General features: G+C 60.2%; 14 protein-coding genes. 9 read left to right on the top strand and 5 right to left on the bottom strand.

What is annotated here, in order from left to right; all coding sequences use genetic code 11:
• Positions 1-121 precede the first annotated feature (121 nt).
• The 8 genes from SIC15_RS06465 to SIC15_RS06430 all read left to right on the top strand — a co-directional run bounded on the left by SIC15_RS06465 (position 122) and on the right by SIC15_RS06430 (position 10,762).
• Positions 122-1,729, top strand: a complete 1,608-nt coding sequence (locus SIC15_RS06465) for a carboxyl transferase domain-containing protein (protein ID WP_069183910.1) — start codon at positions 122-124, stop codon at positions 1,727-1,729.
• A 14-nt stretch (positions 1,730-1,743) separates the two neighbouring features.
• Positions 1,744-2,550, top strand: a complete 807-nt coding sequence (locus tag SIC15_RS06460; protein ID WP_136631345.1) for an enoyl-CoA hydratase-related protein — start codon at positions 1,744-1,746, stop codon at positions 2,548-2,550.
• A 2-nt stretch (positions 2,551-2,552) separates the two neighbouring features.
• Positions 2,553-4,547, top strand: a complete 1,995-nt coding sequence (locus SIC15_RS06455; protein ID WP_412537310.1) for an acetyl/propionyl/methylcrotonyl-CoA carboxylase subunit alpha — start codon at positions 2,553-2,555, stop codon at positions 4,545-4,547.
• Positions 4,547-5,455 carry a hydroxymethylglutaryl-CoA lyase gene (locus tag SIC15_RS06450; RefSeq protein WP_412537309.1) on the top strand — a complete coding sequence of 303 codons (909 nt, stop codon included), beginning with the start codon at positions 4,547-4,549 and terminating at the stop codon, positions 5,453-5,455. Before SIC15_RS06455 ends, SIC15_RS06450 begins: the two co-directional genes overlap by 1 nt.
• Positions 5,456-5,599: 144 nt before the next feature.
• Positions 5,600-6,175: a peroxidase-related enzyme gene (locus tag SIC15_RS06445; protein ID WP_412537308.1), complete on the top strand. Its 576-nt coding sequence runs from the start codon at positions 5,600-5,602 to the stop codon at positions 6,173-6,175.
• 52 nt (positions 6,176-6,227) lie between these two features.
• On the top strand, positions 6,228-7,916 hold the full coding sequence (locus SIC15_RS06440; protein WP_104270262.1) for an AMP-binding protein: 1,689 nt from the start codon (positions 6,228-6,230) through the stop codon (positions 7,914-7,916).
• Between the two features lie 152 nt (positions 7,917-8,068).
• Positions 8,069-8,755, top strand: coding sequence for a DUF2959 domain-containing protein (locus tag SIC15_RS06435; protein ID WP_412537307.1), 687 nt, complete (start codon positions 8,069-8,071; stop codon positions 8,753-8,755).
• A gap of 21 nt (positions 8,756-8,776) precedes the next feature.
• Complete coding sequence (locus SIC15_RS06430) at positions 8,777-10,762, top strand: hypothetical protein (protein WP_412537306.1); 1,986 nt, start codon at positions 8,777-8,779, stop codon at positions 10,760-10,762.
• Positions 10,763-10,780: 18 nt separating this feature from the next.
• Here SIC15_RS06430 and SIC15_RS06425 read toward each other — a convergent pair whose 3' ends face one another.
• The 5 genes from SIC15_RS06425 to SIC15_RS06405 all read right to left on the bottom strand — a co-directional run bounded on the left by SIC15_RS06425 (position 10,781) and on the right by SIC15_RS06405 (position 15,966).
• Positions 10,781-12,052, bottom strand: coding sequence for an MFS transporter (locus SIC15_RS06425; RefSeq protein ID WP_412537305.1), 1,272 nt, complete (start codon positions 12,050-12,052; stop codon positions 10,781-10,783).
• Positions 12,053-12,140: 88 nt separating this feature from the next.
• Positions 12,141-12,884, bottom strand: coding sequence for an ABC transporter permease (locus SIC15_RS06420; RefSeq protein ID WP_412537304.1), 744 nt, complete (start codon positions 12,882-12,884; stop codon positions 12,141-12,143).
• The gene (locus tag SIC15_RS06415) at positions 12,884-13,831 is read right to left on the bottom strand and encodes an ABC transporter ATP-binding protein (protein WP_412537303.1); all 948 of its coding nucleotides are present in this window, start codon (positions 13,829-13,831) and stop codon (positions 12,884-12,886) included. Before SIC15_RS06415 ends, SIC15_RS06420 begins: the two co-directional genes overlap by 1 nt.
• A 20-nt stretch (positions 13,832-13,851) precedes the next feature.
• A complete protein-coding gene (locus tag SIC15_RS06410) occupies positions 13,852-15,006 on the bottom strand; it encodes an ABC transporter permease (RefSeq protein WP_412537302.1) in 1,155 nt (384 codons plus the stop codon).
• A 36-nt stretch (positions 15,007-15,042) separates the two neighbouring features.
• Positions 15,043-15,966, bottom strand: a complete 924-nt coding sequence (locus SIC15_RS06405) for an ABC transporter substrate-binding protein (protein ID WP_291908186.1) — start codon at positions 15,964-15,966, stop codon at positions 15,043-15,045.
• Between the two features lie 186 nt (positions 15,967-16,152).
• On the opposite strand from SIC15_RS06405, the gene SIC15_RS06400 reads away from it, so the two are divergent.
• Positions 16,153-17,229 (top strand): TauD/TfdA dioxygenase family protein, encoded by a 1,077-nt coding sequence (locus SIC15_RS06400; protein WP_412537301.1) that lies wholly within the window; start codon positions 16,153-16,155, stop codon positions 17,227-17,229.
• The last annotated feature ends 79 nt before the right edge of the window (positions 17,230-17,308 follow it).

Genomic DNA, 17,308 nt, shown 5'->3' with positions numbered 1-17,308 from the left:
TCTTTCCGGGAATGTCGGCGGCCATGGATGGCCGACGCCAAGCGCACATGGATGTGCTCGTAGCGGTTCCCGGAAAGACAGCCTGCCAGTCCCGCCGCCCCGAACCTCGAGGCCCGATACAATGACAATACTGCAAAGCAAGATTAACCCCAGGTCCGAAGAGTTCCAGGCCAACCAGGAATCCATGGCCAAGGCCGTAGCCGACCTGCGCGACAAAGTCGCCACCATCCAGCAAGGCGGCGGCCCCTCCTACCAGGAGCGCCACATCGCCCGTGGCAAACTGCTCCCCAGAGAGCGTATCAACCGCCTCCTGGACGACGGTTCCCCGTTCCTGGAAATCGGCCAGTTCGCCGCTTACAACGTCTACGATGAAGAAGTCCCCGCAGCAGGCGTCATCGCCGGCGTGGGCCGCGTCTCCGGCACCGAATGCATGATCATCGCCAACGACGCCACCGTAAAAGGCGGAAGCTACTACCCGCTGACTGTCAAGAAGCACCTGCGCGCCCAGGAAATTGCCCTGCAGAACCGCCTGCCGTGCATCTACCTGGTCGACTCCGGCGGTGCCAACCTGCCCCGCCAGGACGAAGTTTTCCCGGATCGCGACCACTTCGGCCGCATCTTCTACAACCAGGCCCGCATGTCTGCCGACGACATCCCGCAGATCGCCGTCGTCATGGGCCTGTGCACCGCCGGTGGCGCCTACGTGCCCGCCATGGCCGACGAATCCATCATCGTCCGCAACCAGGGCACCATCTTCCTGGCTGGCCCGCCGCTGGTAAAAGCTGCCACCGGCGAAGTGGTCAGCGCCGAAGACCTCGGTGGCGCCGACGTACACTGTAAAATCTCCGGTGTTGCCGACCATTACGCCGAAAACGACGCCCACGCCCTGGAAATCGCCCGGCGCAGCGTCTCCAACCTGAACCGTCGCAAACCAACGGACGTGGAAATCCGCAAGCCGAAGGCGCCGCTGTACGACGCCGAAGAAATCTACGGCATTGTCGGCACCGACCTGCGCAAACAGTTCGACGTGCGCGACGTGATCGCCCGCACCGTAGACGGTTCCGAGTTTGACGAATTCAAACGCTACTACGGTCAGACCCTGGTCACCGGCTTCGCCCACATTCACGGCTATCCCGTGGGCATCATCGCCAACAACGGCATCCTGTTCAGCGAAGCGGCCCAGAAAGGCGCCCACTTCGTTGAATTGTGCTGTCAGCGCAACATCCCGCTGCTGTTCCTGCAGAACATCACCGGCTTCATGGTCGGCCAGAAATACGAATCCGAAGGCATCGCCAAGCACGGCGCCAAGATGGTTATGGCCGTGGCTTGTGCCAACGTGCCCAAGATTACCGTGCTGATCGGCGGTTCCTTTGGTGCGGGCAACTACGGCATGTGTGGCCGTGCCTACAGCCCGGATTTCCTCTGGATGTGGCCGAACGCCCGAATCTCGGTCATGGGCGGCGAGCAGGCTGCCGGCGTATTGGCCCAGGTAAAGCGCGAAGGCATGGAGCGCAAAGGCCAGGAATGGAGCGCCGAGGAAGAAGCCCAGTTCAAGAAACCGGTCATCGACAAATACGAAGAGCAGGGCCACCCCTACTACGCCAGTGCCCGCCTGTGGGACGACGGCGTGATCGACCCGGCCCAGACCCGGGAAGTGGTTGCCTTGAGCCTGTCTGCCACCCTTAACCGACCCGCCAAGCCGACACGCTTTGGCGTGTTCCGGATGTAATCGGGGAGACTGACATGACAGACAACGAATCCGCAGTTCTGCTCAGGCACCGTTCCGAAGGCATTGCCGAGGTTGTTCTCAACCGCCCCGACAAGCGCAACGCCTTTGACGATGTGATCATTCAGCAGCTGATCAGCACCCTCACCGAGGTGAACGCCGACGAAAGCGTGAAAGTGGTCATCCTGCGCTCCGAAGGCAAACACTTCTCCGCAGGGGCCGACCTTGGCTGGATGCGTCGCATGGCTGAGAACACCCGCCAGGAAAACCTCGACGATTCGCGGGAACTGGCGCGGCTGATGAACGTACTCAACCACCTGTCCAAGCCGGTTATTGGCCTGGTACAGGGTGCGGCCTTCGGTGGCGCGGTGGGCCTTGCCGCCTGCTGCGATATCGTGATCGCTACCGAGAAATCCAGCTTCTGTCTCAGCGAAGTGAAGCTTGGCCTGATTCCGGCGGTGATCAGCCCCTACGTGGTGCGCGCCATCGGCGAGCGCCAGGCCCGGCGGTATTTCATCTCTGCCGAAGTGTTTACCGCAAAGCAAGCTCAGGAATACGGCCTTGTCCACATCGTCTGTGACGATGTCGAAGCCATGGAAGCCCGCTGCAACGAGATGCTCCAGCAACTGGCCATGAACGGGCCCGAAGCGATGAAAGCCGCCAAGGATCTGGTATTCGCCGTCAGCCACAAACCGATCAACGACGACGTGATTGACGACACCGCACACCGCATCGCGGATATCCGGGTAGGTGAAGAAGGGCAGGAAGGGCTCAGCGCCTTCCTGAACAAGCGCAAGGCCAACTGGGTTCCGGAGGAAGAATAACAATGTTCAGCAAGATTCTGATCGCCAACCGGGGCGAAATCGCCTGCCGGATCATACAAACCGCCCACCGCATGGGCATTCGGGTCGTCGCCGTCTATTCCGACGCCGACGCCAATGCCCGGCACGTGGCCATGGCCGACGAAGCCTTCCACATCGGGCCCGCACCCAGCTCCGAGAGCTACCTGCGCGCCGAAAAGATCATCGAGATTGCCAAGAAGAGTGGTGCCCAGGCCGTTCACCCGGGCTACGGTTTCCTCTCGGAAAACACCGCGTTCGCCGAAGCCTGCGAAGCCAACAACATTGTCTTCATCGGCCCGCCCTCTTCAGCCATTGCCGCCATGGGCTCCAAGTCTGCAGCCAAGGCCATCATGGAAGAAGCCGGTGTTCCCCTGGTGCCCGGTTACCATGGCGACGACCAGTCAGTTGAAACCCTGCGTGCCGAAGCCGAGAAATGCGGCTTCCCGCTGTTGCTCAAAGCTGTTGCTGGCGGCGGTGGTAAAGGCATGCGCGTGGTCAACAGCATGGGCGAATTCGACGATGCCCTGGCGGCCGCCAAGCGGGAAGCCCAGAATGCCTTTGGCAACCCGGACATGCTGATCGAACGCTACCTGACCCAGCCCCGGCACGTGGAGATTCAGGTTTTCTGCGATCAGGATGGCAAAGGCGTGTATCTGGCCGAGCGTGACTGCTCCGTGCAGCGCCGCCACCAGAAAGTCCTGGAAGAAGCCCCTGCTCCCGGCCTGAGCGAAGATACCCGCAAGGCCATGGGTGAAGCGGCCGTGCGCGCTGCCCAGGCCATCAACTATGTGGGAGCCGGCACCGTCGAATTCCTGTACGACGTCGACGGTTCCTTCTTCTTCATGGAAATGAACACCCGCCTGCAGGTCGAGCACCCGGTTACCGAAATGGTCACCGGCCAGGATCTGGTGGAATGGCAGCTGAAAGTGGCCTGGGGCGAGCCCCTGCCGCTGGAGCAGTCCCAGGTGAAAACCCGTGGCCACGCCCTGGAAGCACGGATCTACGCCGAAGACCCGGACCAGGATTTCCTGCCGGCCACCGGCAACCTGCGCTACCTGAGCACCCCGGACGAAAGCGCCCATGTGCGGGTGGATACCGGTGTGACCGAAGGCGACGACATCAGCATCCACTACGACCCCATGATCGCCAAACTGATCGTGTGGGACGAAACCCGCGACCAGGCAATCAACCGCATGGTCCAGGCCCTGGAGCACTACCGCATTGCCGGCGTGAAGACCAACATCCGGTTCCTGCACGCCCTGGCCGACGCCCAGCCGTTCCGGGAAGCCGACCTGACCACCGGCTTCATTGAGGATCACCGGGAACTGCTGTTCCCGAAATCCAGGCTGGATACCCACAAGGCCCTGGTACTGGCCGCCGGTTTTGTTCTGGAACAGCGCAAATCCCGGGAAGTGGTCAGCACCGACCCCTGGTCGCCGTTCGGCCGCCAGAACAGCTGGCGTATGAACTCCGAGTTCGCCCAGCCACTGCAGCTGCAGGTGGGTGAAGAGATTCACGACCTGAAGGTGCTGGAACGCGACGACCGCTATCAGGTGTTCGTGGGCGACAGCGTATACAACCTTACTGCCCGACTGGACGATGACTACCTGCAGGCCGTCATCAACGGCCACCGCATCAGCATCCACGGCAACCTGCACAACGACCAGCTGGTGCTGTTCTACGAAGGCGACACCTTCAACTGCACCGTGTACAAGGAAAGCTACGGCTTCGAGGAAATGGCCGGCGAAGGCAGCCTGGCCGCACCCATGAACGGCGCCATCGTGGCCGTGCAGGCCAAGGTGGGTGACAAGGTCACCGCCGGTCAGAGCCTGGTGATCATGGAAGCCATGAAGATGGAACACGCCATCAAGGCCCCGGCCGACGGCGTGGTTACCGACATCTTCTTCGCCGAAGGCGACCAGGTGTCCGAAGGTGCCGAACTGATTGCCATTGAAGTAGATGAAGAGGAGGCAGGCTGATGGCCTTTCCCAAACAGGTTCGCCTGGTTGAGATGAGCCCCCGGGACGGACTCCAGAACGAGCCCGGCCCGGTGATCGCCACCGCCATCAAAACCGGGCTGATCGACCGCCTGGCAGACAGCGGCCTGAGCCACATCGAGGCCGCCAGCTTCGTGTCCCCTAAATGGGTGCAACAGATGGGCGATGCCGCCGAAGTAATGGCCAGCATCAACCGCAAGGCCGGCGTTCGCTACTCTGCCCTGACCCCGAACCTGAAAGGGTTTGAGGGGGCACTGGCGGCGAAGGCCGACGAGGTCGCCGTCTTCGGCGCCGCGTCCGAATCCTTCACCAAAAAGAACATCAACTGCACCATCGCCGAAAGCCTTGAGCGCTTCGCCCCGGTGGTGGAAGAAGCCCGCAAACACGGCATCCCCGTGCGCGGTTACGTTTCCACCGTGATGGGTTGCCCGTACGAAGGCGACATTGCACCCGAGCAGGTGGCCACCGTGGCCAAAGCCCTTTACGACATGGGCTGCCACGAAATCTCCCTGGGCGACACCATCGGCGTCGGCACGCCGCTGAAAGCCAAGCGCATGCTCGAAGCCGTCGCCGCCCATGTGCCCATGGAAAAGCTGGCCGCCCACTTCCACGACACCTATGGCCAGGCACTGGCCAACCTGTACACGGTGCTGGAAGAAGGCGTCAGCGTTATCGATGCCTCCGTCGCCGGCCTCGGCGGCTGTCCTTACGCCAAAGGCGCCTCGGGCAACGTCGCCACCGAAGACGTGCTATACCTGCTTAACGGCCTTGGCATCAAAACCGGCGTCGATCTGGAAAAGCTTGTCGCCACAGGCGACTGGATATGCAGCCAACTGAATCGCCACAACGGCTCAAAAGTCGGCCAGGCACTAGGCGGCAACTGCCAATGATCAAATTGGCGGGTGGGAACAGCTTCCTAGGACTGTCTGCAGCATGGATGCTGCAGTCAAGCGTACAGGGACGTATTCACAGCGTGTCCTGGGAAGCTGTTCCCGCCCGCCAAAGCACCAAACAGGAAGGCTAGGAGCCCAAGAATGAGCAACAAAAACGTAGTGGCCCTCGATCTCCCCATCCCGGAGATCAAAGACATGCCGGAAGACACCCAGAAGTACTTCCAGATCTGCCAGGAAAAGCTGGGCATGATCCCGAACGTACTCACCGCCTACAGCCAGAACCTCAAACAGCTTGAGGGCTTCACCCGCCTGTACAACGAGCTTATGCTCGGCGAAGGTGAACTCTCCAAACTGGAGCGGGAAATGGTTGCCGTGGTGGTCTCCTCCGAGAACAAATGCTTCTACTGCCTGGTCGCCCACGGCGCCGCCGTACGCGTCCTGAGCGGCGATCCCCAGTTGGGTGAGCACATGGTGATGAACTACCGCAGCGCCAAACTCGACAAGCGCCAGCGGGCGATGCTGGATTTTGCATCCCACCTTACCCGCTCGCCGGCCACCGTCACCGAAGACGACATCCAGGCCCTGCGGGATGCCGGTCTGAGCGACCGCGGCATCTGGGATCTCAGTAACCTGATCGGCTTTTACAACATGTCCAACCGGGTGGCGATTGCCAGCGATATGCAACCGAACCCCGAATATCACAGTCAGAGTCGCTAGCAGGTAAACCACCCTGCTCGCCCTCGAATACAAAAACAATGGAGGCAGAGATATGAGCAAGACTCTACCAAGTTATACCAGCGGAACCGCGGAAGTGCCCCTGCTGGGCATGACCATCGGTGAAATGCTCGACCGCACCGCCGAGAAATACCCGGACAACGAAGCCCTGGTGTGCCTGCACCAGGACATTCGCTGGACCTACAAAGAGTTTGTTGAAAAAGTCGACGAAGCCGCCCGCGCCTTCATGGCCATTGGCGTCAAACGCGGCGACCGCGTGGGCATCTGGTCCCCCAACCGCTACGAGTGGACCGTTACCCAGTTCGCCACCGCCAAAGTCGGTGCCATCCTGGTGAACATCAACCCGGCTTACGGTGTCCACGAACTGCAATACGCCCTCAACCTGGCTGGTATAACCACCCTGGTGACGGCTGACAGCTTCAAAGCTTCCAATTACCGCGAGATGATCTACGAGCTGGCCCCGGAGCTGAAGCGAAGCTCCCCCGGCAAGCTCAAGGCCGACCACGTTCCGGAATTGCGGGCCGTGATCAACGTGCACGAAGACAAGCACGACGGCATGTGGACCTGGAAGGAATTCCTCGGCTTCTCAAGCGACGTGTCCCAGGACGATCTGGTAAAACGCCAGGGCGAACTGCAGTTTGACGACCCCATCAACATCCAGTTCACCTCCGGCACCACCGGCAACCCGAAAGGCGCTACCCTCACCCACCACAACATCCTGAACAACGGGTACTTTGTGGGCGAGAGCCAGATCCTGACCGAGAAAGACCGCCTGGTGATCCCGGTGCCCCTGTACCACTGCTTCGGCATGGTCATGGGCAACCTGGGCTGTATCACCCACGGTTCTACCATGATTTATCCCGGCGAAGGCTTCGAGCCCAAGTCGGTTCTGCAGGCCGTGCACCAGGAAAAGGCCACCGCCCTGTACGGCGTGCCCACCATGTTCATTGCCGAACTGACCGAGCCGGAATTCGAGACCTATGACCTTTCCAGCCTGCGCACCGGCATCATGGCGGGGTCCATCTGCCCGGCAGAGGTCATGAAGAAGGTCAACGGCAAGATGAACATGAAAGAGGTTCAGATTGCCTACGGAATGACCGAAACCAGCCCGGTTTCCACCCAGACCAGCTCCCTGGATCCGTTCGAGAAGCAGGTCACCACCGTGGGCCGCACCCAGCCGCACCTGGAAACCAAGATCGTTGATCCGGGCACCGGCAACGTGGTTCCGCGTGGCGAGATCGGCGAGCTGTGCACCCGTGGCTACAGCGTGATGCTGAAGTACTGGAACAACGAAGAGAAAACCCGCGAAGCCATCGACAGCGCCGGATGGATGCATACCGGCGATCTGGCCACCATGGACGAAGAAGGCTATGTCCAGATCGTTGGCCGCATCAAGGATATGGTCATCCGCGGTGGCGAGAACATCTACCCGAAAGAAATCGAAGAGTTCCTCTACACTCACCCGGCCATCGAAGAAGTGCAGGTAACCGGCATTCCCGATGACAAGTACGGCGAAGAGCTGATTGCCTGGGTGAAGCTGGCTCCAGACGCGGCGCCAGTCACAGCCGAGGACCTGCAGGCCTTCTGCAAGGGCAAGATCGCTCACTTCAAGATCCCGAAGAACTACAAGTTCGTGGACGAATTCCCGATGACCGTCACCGGGAAGATCCAGAAATTCAAGATGCGGGAGATTTCAATCGAGGAGATGGGACTGAAGAAATAACCACGGTCCCTGCTTTGGTTGAACGGACAAACCCCGGCACTTGCCGGGGTTTGTCGTTTTCCGCTCCAGCAAATCAAGGCCGAATACGTGCTTGTCAGCGCTCCACCGCCATGCTTCACTTCTGTGATTAGCATGCAACCGGAGACGCCCCTATGCCCAGCCCCGCAACCGACTACTCGAAAACAAAAATCAGCCTTCAACGTGTCTGGGTGCTATTGCTCAGCGCGGTGCTCCTTGGCGGGTGCTCCACGGTGTACTACAAAACCATGGAAAAATTCGGGTATGAAAAGCGGGACATCCTGGTGGATCGGGTTGAAGATGCCCGGGACAGCCAGAACGACGCCCAGGAAACCTTCCGTTCGTCGCTTGAGCGTTTCCAGAGTGTGGTGGACACGCCTGACACCGAGCTAAAGGAACAATATGCCGAAATCAGCGATGCCTACGAAGACAGCCTGGCGAGTGCCGAAGAGGTTAGAGACCGAATCGACAAGGTGGAAGAAGTCGCCGAGGACCTGTTTGATGAATGGGAAGACGAGCTCAGCCTCTACGAGAGCGCCTCACTGCGCCGCAGCAGTGAGCAACAACTGAAGGATACCCGTGTTCAGTACAGCCAGCTGATCAGCCGAATGCACGATGCCGAGGATCGTATGGAGCCGGTGTTACAGGCATTTGAAGACCAGGTGCTGTATCTTAAACACAACCTGAACGCCCAGGCGATCGGCTCACTGGAAAACGAACTGGTGAGTATCCGGCAGGATGTGGATTACCTGATTCGCAATATGGAACAGTCAATCGCGGAGTCTGAAGCCTTTATCCAACGCTTTCGTCAGGGCGGATAAAACCGCAAGGGAGCCAACGCTATGGAGCGCCAAGACCCAGATCCTGCGCTCAAGCCGGCACTGATGCAGTTTGATATGGCGCTGGCAGAGTTTGCCCGCGCCCGCCGCGCCGATCCGAAGGCGTCCAGTCTTGGCGTACTGGAGCGTTCCAGACTGCTGATGACCCTGCCCGGCGGGTTCGACGCCCTGTACCGCAGGGTTCGCTCACTGGAATCCGCCGGTATTTTCGGAACCAGTGACTGGGCCCGGCCAGCCCTGTTGCAACCCGCCCTGGCAAAACATTCGCTTCGGGCGGCCGGTGCGGTCACCACCATCGTCGAGGCGCTCAGCGAGCTGCGCATGCTGGCCGTTACCCGGGGCGACTATTTCCATCCCGGTATCTCTGCGGAGCAGGCGAGGCACTTCCTCACCCAGGTGATGGCCCTGAACCTGGATCTGCTGTCTGGCCAACTCACCGAAGCCGATCGGGAACGTCCGAAGCAACTCGGCACCATCGTCCTCGAACTCTATCGCTATCTGGTCTCTCACCTCGGCTACGAGAGCCTGCTGGACAGCCTGGTGGCTGAAGTGTGGCGATTGCTGGACCAGGGGCCAGTGCAAGTGGACAGCATCTGCGAGATGATCGGGCAGATTGCCAAGTGCCTGTATGACCCCGAGATGAAAACCCGGGGGAGTTCCGACGCCACCCGGCTGGTGAGAGCACTGTTTGCCCCTACCCCCGCCAGTGCGGAGGACCCGGGCCTTGCGGTTTACGAGCAACGCCTGAAAGATATGGATGACCTGGCGCTGTCCTCCGAAGCCAGCAGTTTTGCCCGCAGCATGTTCGATACAGGCCTGGCCTCCCCCTACCATGCGGTGATGCTCAGGTTTCTCCGCGATACCGGCCAGGACGAACTGATCCCCAACACCCTGGGCCTGACCATGACCGGCCTGGACGATCTTTACTGCTACACCGAGCTGGTTCATGCCCTGATTGACGAGGCCATTTACCCGGAAACCTGCCAGGCCGTGTATGGCCTGACCATGATGCTGGAGCGCGGGTCGCTGTTTACCCCCTCCGTGGCCCAGGCGTTATGGCGGCAAATCAAGCTCCAGCCGTCTGCCGAAACCAACCAGGCCCTGGCAGAGACATTCGGCGATGCGCGGCCGCCGCGGGTTTTCCTGCTCGCCGGTGTTATCAATCTTCTGGGACAGCCACTGGGTGTTGGCCAGGGCAACAACCCCACCTGCCAGTCTGCCATTGGCCTTTCCATGTGGGCATCGAACGAGGCGGATTACCTGCTGCAGGTTCTGGCCTGGGCGGCTCGGGACAATGAGGTACTCAGTCGATTCGAGGGCCAGGAGGTATCATCCCGGGATCTGGAGCCGGGGCTTGTCAAAGGAACGCCCGTGGATGTCGACCCGGTTTCGCTGGTTCTCATCCCCCATCTGGACCGCCTTTACGGCGAAATGTGGCGCCGCTGTGAGAACCGGGATGAGGATGCCCACCGCTGGATCAACCCGGAATTCTACGGCTGGTGGGTGAGCCATGGTTTCCGCGCGGTCACCGATGTAAAAACCGGAGAGGTGCACGACTATGAAGGTTTTATCCGGCATTTCTACGCCAGTTATCACCCTTTCTACAACGGCAACATCCCGGTGATTCACGCCCAGCCCGCGGGCATTGCTGTTACCGACAGCGCCGCCCGATTCGTCGGCCGCCACGCCATTAACATACTGCGGGTTGCCCTGAGCCCGAAAAACGAAATGCGGGTCTATTTCTTCAACCCCAACAACGACAGCGGCCAGAACTGGGGCCAGGGCATTACCTGCTCAACCCACGGCAACGGCGAATTTCGAGGCGAAGCTTCCCTGCCTATTGCAGAGTTCACTTCTCGCCTCTATGCCTTCCACTTCGACCCCCTGGAGCTCGGCGAACTTTCGGCCATACCGGATGACGAAGTCGCCCGCGTTATGGACCTTGGCTATACCAGCTGGGCAGCGCCCACCGACGGATCACCGGACTAGACCCTGAAGCGGCGCAGCCTAGTAGCTCTCAGTCTTTCCGCTAACCGGCGAGTAGGGTTCGCCCTCCTCGTCCTGAAGCTGGTAGTCATAGGCGGCCTGCAGACCGGTATCCTCTTCAGTCTCCTCCTCCGGCTCATACTCGAGATACCGCGGATAGAAGGGAGACAGCATGGCCACAACGATGCCGATAGAGCAGAACATGGCAAAGGCATCGGCGTAACCCACGCCGCCGACCAGCAGACCAACCACTGGCGAGCCAGCCGCCTGGCCCAGGGATACGGCGATAAATGGCAGCACCGGCCCCATGGATAGCCGCCCCGGCAACAGGCGAATGCCGGTCATCAGATACAGGCCGGTCAGACTCATATAGGCCAGGCCAAAAACCAGAGCAGAAAACGCCGAAATCACCAGGTTGTCCGGGCTGGCTGCCAGCAACGCCAGGCTCGCAGCCAATGTCATCAGCATCAGGGCCTGGGTAACCGGCGGATTGTTCCGGTCTGCCAGATCGGCCACCACCGCACCGCCCAGACCTGCGAAGCCAACACCCAACCACAGCCAGCCGGTGGCATCGGAGGGCATGGACCCAAGATTAACCACAAGATCGGGGGCGAAAATCCAGAAGGCGGCAGACACAAACCCCATCATGAAGGCGAACAAAGACAGCCGGAGCAGTCGCCACCACTGATCCGCACTGATTGGCTGCACGGGCGCCGCATTGGCGGGAACCACACGTGAAACCGAGGGGATGAAGAACCAGGTGGCAATCACGCCAATAACCGCCAGCACCGCAAAGAACGCGTAGGCATAGCGCCAGGCACCGGCCAAGAAAAGTATGGTTGGTACAGCGACCATGACACCCACACTCGTGCCCGCGTTCATCACCGAGCTGACCCGGCCGTGGAGGGAGCGTCTGACCAGCGCCTGCATGGCGGCCGTGAGCGCAGGCATCATCAGGCCCGTGCAGATACCACACAGGACAACGCCAATGCCGAGGGACAGGGCGCCCGTGGCCTGGCTAATCAGGGCCAGGCCAACAACACCAAAAATACCCGAGGCCATGGCGGTATTGCGGGCGCCAAGCCGATTCGCGGAGAGCGGCGCAACCATGGTCGCGAAAACGAAACTGATCAGCGGCAGCGCACCGATGATACCAATCACATCCGGTGCCAGATCCAGATCGTCCCGAATCGGGGGCACAAACAAACCAAACGCGAAACGCGCAAGCCCGTAACTGATCGCGATCAGTGCTGCGCCGAGGAGTGCAAATGATGTGCTCGAGGGAAACTTCATTCCGCTGTGCTCCTTGCGCTGTGCCTCTCCGTCAGCCTAGACATCCACGCAAGGTTTTTAAAGCGGTGAGCGTACAGTGCGAACGGTTTCAGCCTGCAGCATGGGGCAGAAATCGGCGATCCCAGACCCGCTCCACCGCCTCAAACAGGCTATCCACGGTTAGCGCCAAGAGCCCAATCAGAATCGCACCCTGCAGCACGTAGGCCGTGTTGCCATTCACCAGACCGGCAATCACCGGATCACCAAGGGTTCGGGCCCCAATTGTTGAGCCGATGGCCGCGGTGGCAATGTTGATCGTCACCGAAGTGCGAATGCCGGCCAGAATCACCCTGCCCGCCAGTGGCAGTTCCACCTGCAGAAGCACCTGCAACGGCGACATGCCCATGCCTAGGGCTGCCTGCCTGACGGTGGTATCAACCCCCTCAAGGCCCGCCAGGGTGTTGCGCAAAATGGGCAACAGGCCATACAGGATCAATGCGACTAGAATCGGCGCCTCGCCGAAGCCAAGAACCGGCACCGCCAGGGCCAGAACCGCCACCGGCGGGAAGGTCTGGCCAATGGACGCAATCTGGCTCACCAGTGGCAGAAAATCCCGGCCGGAAGGCCGGGTGGCGAAGATTCCGCCCGCTACCGCAGCAACCGTGCCTACAAGCGCGGAAATCACCACCAGCGTAAGATGATTCTGCAGCAGAAACAGGAAGCTCTCCCGCTCATAGATGACGTTCTGTTTGTCCGGCTGCACCCATTCGAATAGTGGCTCCAGAGCCGGCATGCCCGCACTCAGGGCGCACAGCAGCGCGGTCAGCAATACCGGTGGCACCCAGATCCGCATCAGGCACCTTCCTGGATAATGCGTTCGCGCGTGATGGTTCCGGTTTCCTGGCCCTCGGCATTGAACACGGGCACATGGTTCCAGTTCTGCCAGAGCATGATCGACAGCGCCACCCTCAGACTGTCGTCTTCGTTGAGACCATCGGCTCCGGGTTTCGGTTGCCTCGGTTGTGGGTATGCTTGCATCAGGTCACGCACGCTGCGCAGGCTCATCAGTTTTAGTCCCCGGTCCTGCTTGCCCACCAGATTCTCGACAAACTCGGAGGCCGGCCGGCGGAGGATGTTCTCTGGCGTGTCGTGCTGAATGATACGGCCCCGGTCCATAACGGCGATGCGAGACGCCAGTCTCAGGGCCTCGTCGATATCGTGGGTCACGAACACCGTGGTTTTTTTCAACTGTCTCTGGATGCGCAGCATTTCCAGCTGCAGATTTTCGCGCGTGATGGCATCCAGCGCACCGAAGGGTTCGTCCATCAGCAGAATATTAGGATTGGCCGCCAGTGCCCTGGCAACCCCCACCCGTTGGGCCTGGCCGCCGGACAGTTGCTGGGGATACTTGTTGGCATGGACGGCCGGTTCAAGGTCCAGCAGCGTCAGCAGCTCATGAACACGTTCGTCGATCTGCTCCCGTGGCCATTTCAGAAGCTGAGGCACCATGGCTATGTTGCGAGCCACCGTCCAGTGCGGAAACAGCCCGGTGCCCTGGATGACATACCCCATGTTCAACCGCAGCTGCTCCGGGTTAATGGCGGTCACATCCTTGCCGTCCACCAGAATCTCGCCCTCGCTGTGGGGCAGCAACTGGTTGATCATCCGCAAGGTGGTGGACTTGCCGCAGCCCGAGCTGCCCACCAGCACGCAAACCTCTCCGGTTTCGACCGTCAGATTGATGCTGTCCACGGCGACGGCGTCACCGAAGCGGCGGGTTACGTTTTTCAGTTCGATCATCCGGGCTTATCCTTTTCCTGTCAGGCCGTCGCCGGTGTCGGTTTGAGACTCGCCGCCAGCATGGTAAGCAAAGCATCCGCCAGCAGCGCGAGTGCAATCGTTGGCAAGGCGCCCAGCAATACCAGGTCCATCGCCGCTTGCCCCAGACCCTGAAAGATAAAGCTGCCAAAACCGCCGGCACCAATCAGTGCGGCAACCGCCGTCAGGCCAATGGCCTGAATCGTGGTAATGCGAACGCCCTCCACAATCACCGGCAGTGCCAGCGGCAGCTTGAGTTTGAAAAACAGCTGCCGTTCATTCATTCCCATTCCTCGCCCAGCATCGGAGAGGCTTTCGGACACTTCAGTGAGCGCCACAAAGGTATTGCGCACCATCGGCAGAAGACTGTAAGCCACCAGCGCCAACAAAGCCGGCGCCCAGCCAATTCCGCGGATCCCCATCGCCTGAAGTGCCGGAAAGGCAGCCGCCAGAGCGCTGAGCGGCGCGATCAGCAAACCAAACACCGCCAGGCTGGGAATGGTCTGCAGAAAGCTGACAGCACCAAGGATGGGCCGGCGCCAGGCAACGCTGCGAATCATTTTCAGGGCAAGGAAAAACGCCAGGCACGCACTGATGCTGACTGCCCCGAATGCCAAAGCCAGGTGTGTCCAGAATGCTTGCTCAAACTTGTCTGGCCGGGCGTTGAACTCCCGAACCAGGGACAGACTCTCAAGGCCATCGCCTCGCAGGAACCAAAGCCAGCTTCCGCTGACAAAGGCCAGAATCAGCAGCTGCAGCCCTCGCCCGCTTCCAAGACGCCCGAGAATTTCGATCAGCATCAGGGACAGCAGAAACAGCAGACACCAGAAACCGGCACCGATGGAGGATCGTGCATACGGCGCGTTCTCTGGCAGATGCCGGCTTGCAAAGACCTCAAGCAGCAGTGGCAACAGCGCCAGTGAAAGCCCTACCAGAGCCAGCAGCGGCAGGTAACGGCGGCGCAGCGGCAGAAGAGACAGCAAGACGCAACCGGCCAGGATCAGCGAGACCAGGCCGGCCCCGGCTCCGCCGAGAGCCGACAACAGGCCGTGCCCGGTACCCGGGACAATCCGGTTGGGTTGGATCACGCCCAAGTCCAGCAACCAGACCAGCGCCAGGGCAAGACACCCCAGCACGGGCAGGACACGGTTAGGCATGGAATTCGGAGCAACGGAGCTGAAAATCGACAAACCTCAGTTCTGGGCGAGGGAATCCAGGTAATCCCGCGCGACAGTATCCGCAGGCACCCCGTTTACCGCTACCTGGCCATTCAGGCGCTGCAGGGTTTCAAGATCCAGCGACTCAAAGATCGGAGTAAGCACCTCCCGGATCTGCGGGTAGGTTTCCAGCACCTCGCCACGCACGATGGGCGCAGGCTGGTACACCGGCTGAACGCCCGCGGTATCTTCCATCACCTTCAGATCCAGCGCATCCAGGCCACCATCGGTACCGTACGTCATCGCCCCGTTCACGTCGTTGTTGTTCAACGCCGCCGCACGGAGAGTGGCCGCCGTATTACCACCTGAAAGAATCAAAAGCTGGTCGGATTCAAGCTTGAAACCATAGGCCTCCTGGAACGCCGGCAGGGCACTGGCGGATTCCACAAACTCGGCGCTGGCTGCAAACTTGAAGGCACCGCCTTCGTTGATATAGCGCGCCAGATCCTCGAGCGTGGCCAGGTTGTTCTCACGGGCCAGATCTCCACGTACGCTCATGGCCCAGGTGTTGTTGGCCTCTGCCGGTTCCAGCCAGACAATGTTGTGCGCCTCTTTATCCAGGCGGGCGGCTTCCTGATAGGCTTTTCCGGCATCCTTCCAGATATCCCGCTCGGCCTGATCGTGGAAGAAGGCAGCGTTGCCGGTGTACTCCGGGTAAATATCTATTTCCCCGGCCTTGATGGCATTGCGGACAATGCTCGTACCGCCCAGCTGAAGCCTGTTTTCAACCGGAATACCGGCTCCTTCGAGGGACTGCAATACCATCTGGCCCAATACCGAGCCTTCGGTATCAATCTTCGAAGACACCACCACCGGGTCGGCAGCCAACAAAGATCCGGACATCACGAAAGCGAACAATGCCAGTGTGCGGCGAAAAAGGGTTTTGGGAGTCACGGCCATTCCTCTGGTTTTGGTTACCTATAACAGTCTGGAGGCCGCATCTACGAAGGCAAACGCGAATTGGTCTTGCCGGGTGGAAGCGCGCCCCGTCCAGTTGAAGACATGTACAGAGATTATTCAGGTTTGAATTCCCAAAACCCGCTGGGTTAGGCTGTCTGAAAAGCGAGCAGCATGGTAGTGACGGCTATGGCACAGACCCAGGAAATACCCCGCGAACCCACCTCCACCGTAGCGGCCCTGAACCCGGAGAACGTGACTCTGCTTGAACAGCACGGTTTGTCGCTTAAGCCACTGGATCCCATCGGCGTTGAAATCTACGGCGCCGACGTGCGCAACCAACTGCCAGGGCCCGCCATCAAGGCCCTGGAAGAGGAAATGGCCAATCGCGGATTCATCGTTTTCAAACACCAGGCCGGTCTGTCGCCCGAAGAACTGATTGATGCCTGCAAGTGGTGGGGCGGCCGTGAAATCCACTCCACCCACGGTGTTCATCCGGCAACGCCCGGCCGGAACCGGCACATCTTCCGCTGCTCGAACGATGGCCGCCAGGGCATCCTCGGCGTCGGTCCCCAATGGCACAACGACGGCAGTTTCGAAGCCGCTACCTTTTCCCACAGCGCCTACTACATGGCTCGCGCGCCGGAAAACGGCGGCGGCACCCATTTCGCTCACCAGGGCGCCGCGTTTGATTCACTGCCGCCGGACAAGCAGGACTTCTGGGAACGCCTTGTCTCGGTTAACTCCGCGTCCAGCGTCACACACCCCGTGGTTCATACGCATCCGATTTCCGGCCGAAAAAGCGTGTGGCTGCACCTGGGCATGACCGGCGCCGTCATCGAACGCCTGCCGGATGAAGGACTGACCATCGACCAACTCAAAACTCTCCCCGCACATGCAGACAGTTTCCGCCTGCTGGACGAAGCGGCTATGAAAGAACTGTTCAACGACTACAACGATTTGCTGAACGATTCCTTCGAGGATGGCTACGGCATTCGCTACGAGTACGACACCGGCGATCTGCTGTTTATCGACAACTGGGCGGTGGCCCACCGAGCCTCACCGGAGGCCCACCTGCCGGCAGAGCAACAGGGTCTGCGCATCATGGATCGCGTTACCATCAAAGCTCCGCGAAACCTGGCGCCTCACTTTGGCCTGCCGCAGTACATCAATATGGCCGGTCCCCATCCGTTCAACAAAGACGGCGTGTGGCAAGCCGGTGGTGTTGGCTTTCGCTGGAAGGATGATATTCGCCTGCAGAACTGACTCGTCCGTTCTGCAGGCGCCTGAATTCCGGGAAGAATGGAAAAAAATCACCCGCGAACTAAACTAAGCGGGTTCCCTC

Origin of the sequence: Marinobacter sp. MIT932201 (genome assembly GCF_047123295.1) — a bacterium.
Lineage (GTDB): Bacteria > Pseudomonadota > Gammaproteobacteria > Pseudomonadales > Oleiphilaceae > Marinobacter > Marinobacter salsuginis.
Note: the sequence above shows the minus strand (reverse complement) of the source record. Positions and strands in the feature narration are given on the sequence as shown.

Coding starts and splice junctions, on each gene's coding strand:
- SIC15_RS06465 (WP_069183910.1), top strand. CDS start 122: ATGACAATACTGCAAAGCAAGATTAACCCCAGGTCCGAAGAGTTCCAG.
- SIC15_RS06460 (WP_136631345.1), top strand. CDS start 1,744: ATGACAGACAACGAATCCGCAGTTCTGCTCAGGCACCGTTCCGAAGGC.
- SIC15_RS06455 (WP_412537310.1), top strand. CDS start 2,553: ATGTTCAGCAAGATTCTGATCGCCAACCGGGGCGAAATCGCCTGCCGG.
- SIC15_RS06450 (WP_412537309.1), top strand. CDS start 4,547: ATGGCCTTTCCCAAACAGGTTCGCCTGGTTGAGATGAGCCCCCGGGAC.
- SIC15_RS06445 (WP_412537308.1), top strand. CDS start 5,600: ATGAGCAACAAAAACGTAGTGGCCCTCGATCTCCCCATCCCGGAGATC.
- SIC15_RS06440 (WP_104270262.1), top strand. CDS start 6,228: ATGAGCAAGACTCTACCAAGTTATACCAGCGGAACCGCGGAAGTGCCC.
- SIC15_RS06435 (WP_412537307.1), top strand. CDS start 8,069: ATGCCCAGCCCCGCAACCGACTACTCGAAAACAAAAATCAGCCTTCAA.
- SIC15_RS06430 (WP_412537306.1), top strand. CDS start 8,777: ATGGAGCGCCAAGACCCAGATCCTGCGCTCAAGCCGGCACTGATGCAG.
- SIC15_RS06425 (WP_412537305.1), bottom strand. CDS start 12,052: ATGAAGTTTCCCTCGAGCACATCATTTGCACTCCTCGGCGCAGCACTG.
- SIC15_RS06420 (WP_412537304.1), bottom strand. CDS start 12,884: ATGCGGATCTGGGTGCCACCGGTATTGCTGACCGCGCTGCTGTGCGCC.
- SIC15_RS06415 (WP_412537303.1), bottom strand. CDS start 13,831: ATGATCGAACTGAAAAACGTAACCCGCCGCTTCGGTGACGCCGTCGCC.
- SIC15_RS06410 (WP_412537302.1), bottom strand. CDS start 15,006: ATGCCTAACCGTGTCCTGCCCGTGCTGGGGTGTCTTGCCCTGGCGCTG.
- SIC15_RS06405 (WP_291908186.1), bottom strand. CDS start 15,966: ATGGCCGTGACTCCCAAAACCCTTTTTCGCCGCACACTGGCATTGTTC.
- SIC15_RS06400 (WP_412537301.1), top strand. CDS start 16,153: ATGGCACAGACCCAGGAAATACCCCGCGAACCCACCTCCACCGTAGCG.